We start from the raw sequence: 12,112 nt of genomic DNA, 5'->3' as shown, positions 1-12,112 counted from the left end.
CAGCCATGTCGGTTGCGGGGTATTTAGGTGATTCAATGTAACGCAAGGCGTCATTGTGGGTTGTAAATTGACGTAAATCACCTTTTTGCATCAAGCCTGCTCATGCAGGGCTGAATTTTTATCATTTGTCAGCGTCGACGAATCGCTGCACCCTAGAGCTAACCTTTATGCAGCGTAGAGAACAAAAATGGAAAAGACACAGATTCAGCAATTGGTTACCCAATTCCCGCTGGTGCAGGCACTGATCGACCTTAAACCGGTGACCTGGTTCAACCCACGAGCAACCACGTTGAAGGCTGGACTGCCGTTTGTCGGCCTCGGTGTTGCCGACGTGACTGATGCGGAGCAACGGTTAATGCGTTTTGCCCCTTATCTGAGCGCTGCTTTCCCCGAAACACGCATCACCAACGGGGTGATTGAATCTGATGTCGTGGCTATTCCTGCGATGCAAACGGCGCTCGATCAGCGCTATGGCCTGCCGCTGGGTGGGCGTTTATTGCTTAAAAAAGACAGTCACTTGCCAATCTCCGGATCGATCAAAGCCCGCGGGGGGATTTACGAAGTGCTGGCACATGCAGAAAAACTGGCTCTGGAAGCAGGGCGACTGCAATTGACGGACGACTACGCCACGTTGTTCTCCGCGGAGTTCCGCGAATTTTTCAGCAACTACCGCATTGCTGTGGGTTCGACGGGTAACCTGGGTATGTCGATCGGCATTATCAGTGCCAGACTGGGTTTCAGCGTCAGTGTGCACATGTCGGCGGATGCCCGTGAATGGAAAAAGCAGAAGCTGCGTGATAATGGCGTCAACGTGGTTGAGTACGCGCAAGATTATGGCGTTGCTGTGGAACAGGGGCGTTTGCAGGCCGCGAAGGATCCACACTGCTTCTTTATTGATGATGAAAACTCACAGACGCTGTTCCTGGGGTATTCCGTTGCCGGCGGGCGCTTGAAGCGTCAGTTTGCCGAAAGTGGTATTCAGGTTGATGCCCAACATCCGCTGTTCGTTTATTTGCCGTGTGGTGTCGGTGGTGGCCCAGGCGGGGTCGCTTTTGGATTGAAACTGGCCTTTGGTGACCATGTGCACTGCATTTTTGCCGAGCCGACACACTCACCTTGTATGCTGCTTGGTGTACATACCGGACTGCACGATGGCATTGCCGTTCAGGATTTGGGCATTGATAACCACACCGCGGCAGACGGACTGGCGGTTGGGCGAGCATCCGGTTTTGTTGGTCGTGCGATGGAGCGTCTGCTTTCCGGTTTTTACACGCTCAGCGATGACGAGATGTTTGCACTCCTGGGACTGTTGGATCGTCATGAGCACATTCAGCTTGAGCCTTCAGCCCTGGCCGGCATGCCTGGGCCATGGCGCGTCACGGCAGATACCGAGTGGCTGGCAAGTCAGGGACTGAATGAAGAACAGATGAAGAATGCAACCCATCTGGTATGGGCCACAGGCGGCGGTATGGTGCCCGAAGTGGAAATGGCCAAATATTTGGCTAACGCACAACAGGTTGTTTAGTGTGACAGCAGCGAAAGCTCTTGTGCCCCCTCCAGCAGGATCGGCAGGATACGTTCGGTCAGTGCTTCCAAGGGTACATGACCAGCCTGCACTCCCACGTTTAGCGCGGCGGTAACACCGCCGTTGATCGACATAATCGGCACTGCGATGGAGCGCAGGCCGATTTCCAGTTCCTGATCGTTAATTGCATAACCCTGCGCACGAACTTTATCCAGTTCGTCGCGCAGTTTATCGATCGTGCCAATGGTGTATTGCGTGTAGCGCATAAGAGTAATGCGTTGCAGATAATCCTCGCACTTGTCTGCCGGAAGATGGCTCAGTAACACACGTCCCATCGAGGTGGCGAACGCGGGCAGACGACTGCCAATGTTCAAGTCGATAGTCATAATGCGTTCGGCAGAAGCACGCGCGATATACAGAATGTTGTCACCGTCCAGCGTGGCGATAGAGCAAGATTCATTCAGCAATTGGCTGATGTGCTTGAGCACTGGCTGGGTGGCTGTAGCCAGTGGTGTGGCACCGAGATAAGCATGAGCCAATGCCAGAATACGTGGACGCAGTTCAAAATTTTTTCCGTCCTGTGCGTAAACGAACCCCAACTTGTTCAGTGTATACAGGCAACGGCGCACCGCAGCACGCGGAATGCCTGTTTTCTGGCTGATTTGTGAAATGGACATCAGACGGCGCTGCGGAGTAAAAGCTTGGATGACCTCAAGGCCTCGCGCCAGTGACGCCATAAAATTGGGGTCACCCCGGAAGGGATCGCCACGGGAGGCGGATAGTGAACTATCAGGCGCGGCAATCTCTTCACCAGCAGAGATCTTGGTCATCACAGTCTCCCAGGGACAGTGCCTACAACGCCAGATAGCGCAGGGTTGCCACAACCGCTAACTGACGGTTATGGATCACCTGATCTTCAGGCGGCTCATGGCTTTCAAACAATGTATTAAAAGTATACTGGTTGGCGACATAGTGGAAACACAGGCTACTGATTAATCGATGCACGTCTGCGGCGCTGGCGTCTGGAGTGAACTGCCTGTCTTGCTTGCCGCGCTGCAATATCTCCTCCAGCAGTGTCAATGCACTCTGATTCAAGGCCTTAATCCGCGGTGACTGACGGATATACTGGCCGCGCATCATGTTTTCCATGCAGATTACGCGGATGAAATCAGGGTGTTCTGCATGGTAATTAAAGCTTTCTTCTACCAGTCGGGTCATGGCCTCTACGGGGGGCAGTGCCTGTAGATCCAACCCCGTTTCGTGTGCACGTATATGCTGATATACGTGTTCAAGTACCTCCAGGTAGAGTGATTCTTTGTTTTTGAAGTGATAAACCACCATACGTTTGGTGGTCGCAGCATGCTCGGCAATGTTTTCCATGCGAGCACCTTTTAGGCCCGCTTCGGCAAACTCAGTCAGTGCCGCAGTGAAAATGCGTTGCTTCAGGCCGACGGGGTCGTTTTTGCGCTTGGTTGCGGGGATCTCATCATTCTTCAAAACATCAGTCACTTATCTTTGTGGGGACACCGGTTAAGAGTAACCGGGGTGACTCGGCAATACAATCCGCCGCATTTGCGCTTTTGTGAACGGCATCATGTTACGAGAATGTAAATTTCGTGGCAATAATAGTCGTCGTTAAAGCCATTAAACAAGATTATTTTTCGCCTTATAACTGCAAGTTTTGCGGAGGGTAAGACCAGGTAAGGGATAAGCTTGCAGCGTAATGTCCTGACTGGTGGTGATGGGGTGACATTTATTCTTGTTGTGAATGTACCTAACGGTTCGATAATCATCAGATTATCGATAATCTCCGTTGCTGACCCACGCGGGAATTCTTACAGTAGCAGCACGGTATTTCACGGTTTGTTCGATTATTGAGCATGGGCATGTTGGGCGTTTGCGCGAAGGAAAAATTGTGGTTTCAAACGAAATAGATGTTCGAACGCTGATCAACGATCGTCCGATATGTGGTTACCAGAAACTGATCATTTTGCTGGGATTCATCGTTATCGCTCTGGATGGCTTCGATATTACCTTGATGGGGTTTATCGCCCCTGAGCTGAAAAATGAATGGGGTGTTGGTAATCATCAGCTTGGTATGGTGATCAGCGCAGCGCTGGTTGGCCTGACAATAGGTGCATTACTGTCCGGCCCGCTGGCAGATTGGTTGGGTCGCAAAGTGATCATTATCAATAGCGTGTTCTTTTTTGGTGTATGGACGCTGGTCACTGCATTCTCACACAATATTGAACAAATGATTTTCTTCCGATTTATGACCGGATTGGGGCTGGGGGCGGCGATGCCGAATGTGGGCACGTTGATCTCCGAATATGCACCAGAAAAGAAACGTTCGTTTGTTATCACCGTGGTGTTCTGCGGCTTTACTTTCGGTGCTGCGCTGGGGGGATTTGCTGCGTCGTGGATCATTCCACACAGAGGCTGGCATGCTCTGTTATTACTTGGTGGCGTACTGCCGCTCGTGTGCGTGCCACTGTTGATCGCCAAGCTACCGGAATCAGTGAGATTTTTGGTGACCAAACGCGCCAGCCGTCAACGCATTGGCAACATTGTGGAAAAACTGGCACCCGGCAGCACGGATGCCAATACGCGTTACACCTTACCGACGCAGGTGGAACCGGGCAAAGGCGCAATGCAGATTGTGGTCTCACGACAGTATGGGTTCGGTAGCGTAATGCTGTGGCTGGGCTATTTTATGGCGCTGTTTCTGGTCTATTTGCTGGGCAGCTGGCTACCGACGTTGGTTAAAGGTATTGGCTTGAGTGTGGCGCAGGCTGCGGTCATCACCGCGTTGTACCAGGCGGGTGGCACCTTCGGTTCCCTGATTACCGGTTGGTTAATGGATCGTGTGAATCCGCATCGGGCGTTAGGCGTAATTTATTTGTTGGGCGCGTGTTTCACATTATTGATTGGGCTGACAGCCCATAACACGGTCATGCTTGGTGTGGTGGCATTGGCCTGTGGTTTTTGCCTGAACGGCGCGAATACCGGCATGAATGCGCTATCCGCTCATTATTATCCTACAGAAGCACGGGCTACCGGCTCCAGCTGGATGCACGGCGTTGGGCGTATTGGTGCCATCCTGAGTGCCTTCGCCGGCGCGGAAATGTTGGCGCTGGGGTGGGGGTTCGACCGCATTTTTGCCATTATTGCCATTCCGGCGTTAATCACCGCCTGCGCTATCTTTGTGAAGGGTGCCAAAGGATATAATCGTCAGGCGCAGTTGGCCCCCCGCGAAGTCGCCAAAGGCCTTTGAACTGAGCACAGCAGCGCATCGGCAGCTCAGACCGATGCGCTGCCGTGGTCCTATGTTTCATCAATGTTAATCAGCTCACAAAATACCCATGTTCCCTATGGATGAAAAATCCATGCATCTTTCTGATAATTAAACCCTTCCTTTGTTTTCATTGTTTTCCCGTTCGGTTATCGCACGCTAATTAATTTAACAATATTGAAACTTTTTGTCGGCGATGCTTTGATGAAAAGGCGATTAACGAACCAAGTTTCGATAATCGCACAACTAGCGGTTTTGCCAAGGAAACGCCTGGCCGCTCCCGCCGGGGTTAATTCGCCAGGCCAACCTAGGAAGCGCTCTATGACCCAGCAAAACACCATAGAAATTCAATCATTTATTAATGAAAAACCCTTTTCCCGCTATCAGTGGTTGATCCTGACTCTGTGCTTTTTAACTGTGGCACTGGATGGTTTTGACACTGCAATCATCGGGTTTATCGCCACCTCATTGGTACAAGACTGGGGGATTGAAAAAACATCACTGGGGCCAGTGATGAGTGCTGCGCTAGTGGGACTGGCCGTCGGTGCGTTGACTGCCGGCCCGTTGGCAGATCGCATCGGCCGCAAAAAGGTTTTGGTGCTTTCGTTGATCCTCTTCGGTGGTTTTAGCCTGTTGACGGCATTTGCTACCACGCTACCGATGCTCACACTGCTGCGCTTTTTGACCGGGTTGGGTCTGGGAGCCGCGATGCCGAATGCGGCCACGCTGATGTCGGAATATGCGCCGGAACGCAAGCGCGCGCTGTTGGTGAATTTGATGTTTTGTGGTTTCCCGCTGGGTTCATCAATGGGTGGTTTTGTTTCCGCTTGGTTGATCCCGCATTTCGGCTGGCAGAGCGTGATGGTCCTGGGGGGGGTGATGCCGTTGCTGCTGGCGGTTGTGTTGATTGTCGCGCTACCTGAATCTGCGCGTTTTATGGTGGTGCATGGTTACCCGGCACAGCGCATTGCTGCTGTACTTAAGCGTATCGCACCACTCAATGTCACAGAACCATTGTTTAGCCTGGTGGAAGAGGGCCAGGTGAAAGCCAGGTCGGCGCTGGGCGTGATTTTTTCCCCGCGTTATCTGTTGGGTACCCTGATGTTGTGTCTGACGTACTTTATGGGGTTGATGATTTTTTATCTGTTGACCAGTTGGCTGCCGCTGTTAATCCGGGAAACGGGCGCTTCTATCCGTCAGGCTTCTTTGATTACCGCGTTATTTCCTTTAGGTGGCGGCATTGGTGTGCTGATTATCGGCTGGTTAATGGATCGCATGAATCCGCACAAAGTCGTGGCCGTTGGCTACCTGCTGACCGGGCTGTTTGTTTGCGCCATTGGGTACGTTTACACGGATCCGATACTGATGGCCGTGACGGTGTTTATCGCGGGTACCTGCATGAATGGTGCACAGTCTTCAATGCCGGCATTGGCTGCTGGTTTCTATCCGACACAGGGGCGAGCAACCGGTGTGGCCTGGATGCTGGGGTTAGGGCGGTTTGGCGGCATTCTGGGCGCGATGAGCGGGGGGGTATTGATGCAAATGCAGTTGACGTTCAGCACCATTTTCACACTGCTGGCGATCCCGGCACTGGTGGCTGCGCTGGCGTTGGTGATCAAACACATTTCTGCAAAAGCGACGGCATTGTCCGGCTCACTCAACAAGGCGTTATAGGAGATAACCATGCGTACACAGATTGCGATTATTGGCGCGGGCCCAGCAGGATTGATGTTGTCACATTTACTGCATCTACAGGGGATTGAGTCGGTGGTATTAGAAACACGTGACCAACAGGCGGTGGAGTCCACTATTCGCGCTGGCGTGCTCGAACAGGGTACCGTGGATTTGCTCAATCAAACCGGGCTGGGCGAGCGCATGCGCAAAGAGGGGACGCAGCACCATGGTATCCGTCTGGCGTTTGGTGGCCAGCAACACAGGATCGACCTGACTGAGCTAACCGACCGGGCGATCACCGTTTACGCCCAGCACGAAGTGTTGAAAGACATGATTGCCGCGCGACAAGCGGTAGCAGGGCAGCTTTACTTTGAGGTTGAAGACGTAAAGCTTAAGGAACTGGATGGTGTTCGACCACAGGTACATTACCGCCACAATGGTCAACAACAGCGGCTTGACTGCGATTTTATTATTGGTTGCGATGGGTTTCACGGTATCAGTCGTGCCGCGATGCCGGGCGGGTTGCGACAAGATTATACCCGGGTTTATCCCTTTGGTTGGTTCGGCATTTTGGTGGAGGCACCACCGTCCAGTGATGAATTGATCTATGCACGGCACCCGCGTGGTTTTGCATTGATAAGCACGCGTTCACCGGGGGTGCAGCGCATGTATTTCCAGTGCGACCCGACGGAAAATGTCGATCAATGGTCAGACGATCGTATTTGGAACGAACTGGAAAGCCGGTTGGAAAATCATGACGGTTGGTCACTGAAAAAAGGGCGGATATTCCAAAAAAACGTGGTTGGCATGCGCAGCTTTGTCACTGAGCCAATGCGTTGTAAACGGCTGCTGTTAGCGGGGGACGCCGCGCATATTGTGCCGCCGACCGGGGCTAAGGGGTTAAATCTGGCCATGGCAGATGTTTGCTTGTTATCACAGGCTTTGGATGAATTTTACCGACACAAAAGTTGGCGGCGGCTGGATAGCTACAGCGATGATGCATTGCAACGTGTCTGGCGTGCCGAGCATTTTTCCTGGTGGATGACCAATATGCTGCACACCCATCAGGACGACAGTGCATTCCAGCAGCGTTTGCAGCTGTCGGAACTGCAATACACCGTAAGGTCGCGCAGCGCGATGACGATGTTGGCAGAAAACTACGTCGGCTCACCGTTTCAGATGATGTAATCCGTGCGGAATCGCAAAAACCAATAAAATTGGCCAATGTTTCGATAATCGCCCAAGGTCACGTTTATCGTTCTTGACGCTGCCGACGACGTCACGCCATCATCGGGAGAATCAGCCCTTTGCCTGGAGGATTTATGGAATTACTGACGCCGCTGCTACGGCCTTCAGCGGTAAGCCATTGTTTCAGTGATGCAGCGACGCTGCAAGGAATGCTGGATTTCGAAGCCGCATTGGCCACCGCTCAGGCTGACTTGGGCATTATTCCCACGGAAGCTGCGCAGCATATTGCCGCTGCGTGTCACAGCCATTTATTTGATGCGGCTGCTTTGGCTCAATCGGCGGCACAGGCCGGTAATCTGGCGATCCCATTGGTGAAGCAGCTCACTTTCATCGTGGCGCAGCAGCAGGCCGAAGCCGCACGCTTTGTTCATTGGGGGGCGACCAGCCAAGATGCTATCGACACCGGATTGGTGCTGCAATTGCGGCGAGCAATTGAACTGACGCAGCGCGATTTGAACCGGTTAATTGCGGCACTGGTGCAGCACATTACGTTACATCAGGATTGCATACTGGTTGGACGGACCTGGATGCAACATGCACTACCGACCACATGGGGCTTAAAACTGGCGGGTACCCTGGATGCGTTGTTGCGCTACCGCTCCCGGCTCAATGAAATGTCGCCTCGAGTGTTAGCACTGCAATTAGGTGGGGCCGCCGGTACGTTGGCATCGTTGGGGGATAACGGTGAGCGGCTGGTGAACGCGTTAGCGTTCGGATTGCAACTGACCGCCGCTAATGCGCCTTGGCATAGCCAGCGTGATCGTCTGCTGGAGATTGCGGGTTGGTATGCGGGCTTAACCGGTACGCTGGGTAAATTGGCACGTGATATCGCTTTGCTGACACAAATGGAAGTGGCGGAAGTGGCTGAGCCGGAAGCGGTGGGCCGTGGCGGGTCATCCACAATGCCGCACAAACGCAATCCGGTGGGCTGCGCGGTGATCCTCTCGGCGGCTAATCGCGTACCAGCGTTGATCGGTGGGTTGTATGCCGCCATGGTGCAAGAACACGAACGCGGTTTGGGCGGCTGGCATGCAGAGTGGGAAAGCCTGCCTGAGTTAGTGATGCTGTCAGCAGGAGCATTGCATACTGCGGGTGATCTGATCTCCGGCTTGCAGGTGTTTCCACAACAGATGCAGCATAACCTGAGGTTAACTCATGGCGTAATTATGGCAGAAGCCGTCACTATGGCCTTGGGTGAGGTTATGGGGCGTCAACAAGCGCATCAACACATAGAAAAACAGTGCCATTACGCGTTGGCGCAAAGGCTAACACTGCTAGATGTGCTGCTTGAGGATCCTGTCGTCATGGCGCATTTGTCGGCACAGCGGCTTTCGGAACTGTTAGATCCGCAGCAATACCTCGGCAGTGCACACGCCTTTACTCAGCAGGTACTTGCACAGGCTGCCGCTGCAATATCAGGAGCACATCAAGATGAACGATGAACAACGTTACCAACAGGGCATTGACGTGCGCAGAGCGGTGCTGGGAGACGCCCATGTTGATCGCAGCCTCAGCCAGCTCACACCGTTAAACGAAGAGTTTCAGGATTTTATCAGCCGCTACGCCTGGGGGGAGATCTGGACACGGCCGGGGCTGGCGCGCCATAGCCGCAGCCTGATCACCATTGCGATGCTGATCGCGCTTAATCGGGAAGCCGAATTGCGGATGCACTTAAAAGCGGCAGTAAACAACGGTGTGACCCGGGACGAAATCAAAGAAGTGCTGATGCAAAGCGCGCTTTACTGCGGTCTGCCGGCAGCAAATTCGGCGTTCCATCTGGCAGCGGAAGTGTTTGCCGAGCAGGACCGGGAAGCCGATTAAACGTTTCGCGCAGCGCCGGCGATACGGCGCACCGTCGTGATAAATGCCAGTACGGACTCGCTCAGCTCACCGTCGTTACGTGTCAGAATGCCGACGGCCTCCTCCATTCCCTGCGTGGGTAACGGCAAGGGGACAAGCTGACCGGAGGAAATATCCATTTTCACTGCACTGGAGGGGACAAACCACAGATAGTCGAATTGCAGTGTCATCTGACGTGCCAGCGAGGCGGATAGCGTTTCGATGTACTGGCCAGGCAGACTGAATCCCTGTGTTGAAAGCAGGTTCTCAGTATTGTGGCGCGGCACCGTGCCCTTTGGTGAAATAATGGCTGGATAGTTCAGCGCACGCTCTAGGGTGATGGTTTCACTTAACAATGGATGTCCGGGCCGGGTCACCATCAACAATGATTCCAACAGTAATAACTCAAACGCCAGTCCACTCATCATTTCGGGATCGGCCATTCGACCTATTGCCACGTCAATTTCGCCCGCTTTAAGCTGAGCTAACAGCTCCGTGTTTTTACCGGTGACGACCTGAATGCGCGAATAAGGGTGCGCCTGCTGATATTGTCCGATGGATTGCGGCAACATGCCCAGTGCGGTGGTCGGTAGCGCGCCGACACGCAATACGCGTGCAGGTTCGTCATCGAGCCGGTCGAGCGCGTGTCCCGCCGCTGTGAGTGCCTCCAGCACGCGAGTGGCATAGCCGAGAAACTGCTCCCCTTGTTCAGTCAGCCGTGTTCCCTGGCGGTTACGTACCAGCAGGCGGTTGCCAGTCAACGCTTCCAATTCGTTAAGCGTCTTTGACAGTGCAGGCTGGCTTAGGCTCAGCTTATCGGCTGCACGGCTCAACGAGCGCTCTTGCGCCACGGCAACAAAGCTGTTGATGTGGCGTAAACGCATGCGTTGGATAAATAAATTGGCTTTTTTCATACCTCAGTGTAGGAAGAATTCCCCAGAGGTAACAAGTGATGGTGGCCGCAAATTTGTACTGGCGTACAGATTCTTTGCGGCCACAGGCAGGCAGAAATTACAGATCGAAAAAGACCGTTTCGCCTTCGCCCTGGATCACAATATCAAAGCGATACACAACCTCATTATCCCGACGTTCTGGGTGGGCAATCAGCGTTTTACGGCGTACCTCCAGTTCGATCAGATTCAGCACAGGATCTTGTTGGTTTGCTGTAGCCTCGTCGGCAAAATAAACCCGGGTATGTAACCCAATATTGATGCCGCGAGCGACAATCCACAGGTTAATATGTGGTGCCATCATCCGCCCATCACGACCACAAACAGCACCCGGCTTGATGGTGTCAAAACGGTAGAGGCCTGTTTCAAAGTCGGAACAGCTGCGTCCCCAACCCCGGAATGTGGGATCAAGCGGTTTGTGCTGTTGTTGATCGCCTGGGTGGTTATAGCGTCCATGGGCATTGGCCTGCCAAATTTCCAACAACACGTCACGAATAGGTGTGCCGCTGCCGTCGAACACCTGTCCTTCAAGCGTTATGCGTTGACCCTGGGTTTCCGGTTGGGTCAGTACGTGCCCAAAGTTGTTTTCGAAGATCTCAAAACCCGCGGCAAGGGGAGCAAGGCCAATGTGTACATAAGGCCCGGCGGTTTGGGACGGCGTTTCCGGTAGGTAGTTTTGCGGCATCATGCTTTCCCCTGCAAACGGTTTTCAAATAAGGTGGCGCGGTGACCGCGTAGCACCAGATCGAAACGATAGGCCAGGCTATCGAGTTGAACCGAAGCCGTTTTGTCCAGACCGGCGATCAACGTGCGCACGGCATCGTCATTTTTGATAGCACGGACAATCGGGCAACTGGCAATCAGCGGATCGCCTTCAAAGTACATCTGGGTGATCAACCGCTGGGCGAAGGCATCGCCGGACAGCGAAAAGTGAATATGTGCAGGACGCCAATCGTTAACCCGGTTACGCCATGGGTAAGGGCCCGGCTTGATAGTACGGAAAAAGTAATAACCGTTATTGTCGGTCAGCATGCGTCCGCAGCCTCCAAAGTTCGGGTCTATCGGTGCTAAATACTGATCCTTTTTATGGCGGTAGCGACCACCAGCATTGGCTTGCCACACTTCGACCAGCGCATTGCGCATGGGGAGGCCATTTTCATCGCGGACATAGCCGTGCACGATAATACGTTCGCCAATGGGCAAACCCTGCTTGGCGTAATTCAGGATCAGATCGTTATCCTGTGCGCCGAGTTCATGTTGACCAAATACGGGGCCAGTGATCTCGGAGAGCGAATTTTGCAGTGATATCAGCGCATTTTTGGGGGAGCGGAGTATGCTGGTTTTATATTCCGGCACCAGGACCGGCGGATGCAGATCATAGTTGCGATGGTACAGTTCATTTATCTGGCTCATGCGGAAATCCTCATGGCGTGGGCAGGGTGCAGAGGGCTGATCTGTTTTATTGTTGTGTCAGCGCGAAGGGGCGTGAATGTCATTCCCCACTCTGAGTCTCGCAAGCCAGAGTGTTACGATAAAGTGAAATTTAGCGGTGTTTTACATAACCTAAAGTTATGTAATGACATG

Annotated in this window: 11 protein-coding genes; 6 read left to right on the top strand and 5 right to left on the bottom strand. The window is 53.2% G+C overall.

Annotated features, from left to right (window positions below):
• Positions 1-187 precede the first annotated feature (187 nt).
• A complete protein-coding gene (gene dsdA, locus SGR01S_RS01205; RefSeq protein WP_061806290.1) occupies positions 188-1,525 on the top strand; it encodes a D-serine ammonia-lyase in 1,338 nt (445 codons plus the stop codon).
• Here the strand turns inward: dsdA and SGR01S_RS01200 are convergent.
• Together SGR01S_RS01200 and SGR01S_RS01195 are read right to left on the bottom strand one after the other, a co-directional pair.
• Positions 1,522-2,355 carry an IclR family transcriptional regulator domain-containing protein gene (locus SGR01S_RS01200; protein WP_051922518.1) on the bottom strand — a complete coding sequence of 278 codons (834 nt, stop codon included), beginning with the start codon at positions 2,353-2,355 and terminating at the stop codon, positions 1,522-1,524. The two genes, dsdA and SGR01S_RS01200, sit on opposite strands and share 4 nt — an antisense overlap.
• 22 nt (positions 2,356-2,377) lie before the next feature.
• On the bottom strand, positions 2,378-3,022 hold the full coding sequence (locus SGR01S_RS01195) for a TetR/AcrR family transcriptional regulator (protein ID WP_037415971.1): 645 nt from the start codon (positions 3,020-3,022) through the stop codon (positions 2,378-2,380).
• 415 nt (positions 3,023-3,437) lie between these two features.
• Here SGR01S_RS01195 and SGR01S_RS01190 point away from each other — a divergent pair, with 415 nt between their 5' ends.
• The 5 genes from SGR01S_RS01190 (at position 3,438) to pcaC (ending at position 9,560) form a co-directional block, all read left to right on the top strand.
• Positions 3,438-4,799: an MFS transporter gene (locus SGR01S_RS01190; protein WP_370452811.1), complete on the top strand. Its 1,362-nt coding sequence runs from the start codon at positions 3,438-3,440 to the stop codon at positions 4,797-4,799.
• Positions 4,800-5,138: 339 nt separating this feature from the next.
• Positions 5,139-6,491: an MFS transporter gene (locus SGR01S_RS01185; protein WP_061806288.1), complete on the top strand. Its 1,353-nt coding sequence runs from the start codon at positions 5,139-5,141 to the stop codon at positions 6,489-6,491.
• Between the two features lie 9 nt (positions 6,492-6,500).
• Positions 6,501-7,679: a 4-hydroxybenzoate 3-monooxygenase gene (locus SGR01S_RS01180; protein WP_061806287.1), complete on the top strand. Its 1,179-nt coding sequence runs from the start codon at positions 6,501-6,503 to the stop codon at positions 7,677-7,679.
• Positions 7,680-7,813: 134 nt separating this feature from the next.
• Positions 7,814-9,181, top strand: coding sequence for a 3-carboxy-cis,cis-muconate cycloisomerase (locus SGR01S_RS01175; RefSeq protein ID WP_061806286.1), 1,368 nt, complete (start codon positions 7,814-7,816; stop codon positions 9,179-9,181).
• On the top strand, positions 9,171-9,560 hold the full coding sequence (gene pcaC / locus SGR01S_RS01170) for a 4-carboxymuconolactone decarboxylase (protein WP_061806285.1): 390 nt from the start codon (positions 9,171-9,173) through the stop codon (positions 9,558-9,560). Before SGR01S_RS01175 ends, pcaC begins: the two co-directional genes overlap by 11 nt.
• Here the strand turns inward: pcaC and SGR01S_RS01165 are convergent.
• The 3 genes from SGR01S_RS01165 to pcaH all read right to left on the bottom strand — a co-directional run bounded on the left by SGR01S_RS01165 (position 9,557) and on the right by pcaH (position 11,941).
• A complete protein-coding gene (locus SGR01S_RS01165; RefSeq protein ID WP_061806284.1) occupies positions 9,557-10,492 on the bottom strand; it encodes a LysR substrate-binding domain-containing protein in 936 nt (311 codons plus the stop codon). The genes pcaC and SGR01S_RS01165 overlap by 4 nt on opposite strands.
• Positions 10,493-10,589: 97 nt before the next feature.
• On the bottom strand, positions 10,590-11,213 hold the full coding sequence (gene pcaG / locus SGR01S_RS01160; protein ID WP_037415968.1) for a protocatechuate 3,4-dioxygenase subunit alpha: 624 nt from the start codon (positions 11,211-11,213) through the stop codon (positions 10,590-10,592).
• Complete coding sequence (gene pcaH / locus SGR01S_RS01155) at positions 11,213-11,941, bottom strand: protocatechuate 3,4-dioxygenase subunit beta (RefSeq protein ID WP_061806283.1); 729 nt, start codon at positions 11,939-11,941, stop codon at positions 11,213-11,215. Before pcaH ends, pcaG begins: the two co-directional genes overlap by 1 nt.
• Positions 11,942-12,112: the final 171 nt, after the last annotated feature.

Origin of the sequence: Serratia grimesii NBRC 13537 (assembly GCF_001590905.1) — a bacterium.
Lineage (GTDB): Bacteria > Pseudomonadota > Gammaproteobacteria > Enterobacterales > Enterobacteriaceae > Serratia > Serratia grimesii.
Note: the sequence above shows the minus strand (reverse complement) of the source record. Positions and strands in the feature narration are given on the sequence as shown.

Coding starts and splice junctions, on each gene's coding strand:
- dsdA (WP_061806290.1), top strand. CDS start 188: ATGGAAAAGACACAGATTCAGCAATTGGTTACCCAATTCCCGCTGGTG.
- SGR01S_RS01200 (WP_051922518.1), bottom strand. CDS start 2,355: ATGACCAAGATCTCTGCTGGTGAAGAGATTGCCGCGCCTGATAGTTCA.
- SGR01S_RS01180 (WP_061806287.1), top strand. CDS start 6,501: ATGCGTACACAGATTGCGATTATTGGCGCGGGCCCAGCAGGATTGATG.
- SGR01S_RS01165 (WP_061806284.1), bottom strand. CDS start 10,492: ATGAAAAAAGCCAATTTATTTATCCAACGCATGCGTTTACGCCACATC.
- SGR01S_RS01175 (WP_061806286.1), top strand. CDS start 7,814: ATGGAATTACTGACGCCGCTGCTACGGCCTTCAGCGGTAAGCCATTGT.
- pcaG (WP_037415968.1), bottom strand. CDS start 11,213: ATGCCGCAAAACTACCTACCGGAAACGCCGTCCCAAACCGCCGGGCCT.
- SGR01S_RS01185 (WP_061806288.1), top strand. CDS start 5,139: ATGACCCAGCAAAACACCATAGAAATTCAATCATTTATTAATGAAAAA.
- pcaH (WP_061806283.1), bottom strand. CDS start 11,941: ATGAGCCAGATAAATGAACTGTACCATCGCAACTATGATCTGCATCCG.
- pcaC (WP_061806285.1), top strand. CDS start 9,171: ATGAACGATGAACAACGTTACCAACAGGGCATTGACGTGCGCAGAGCG.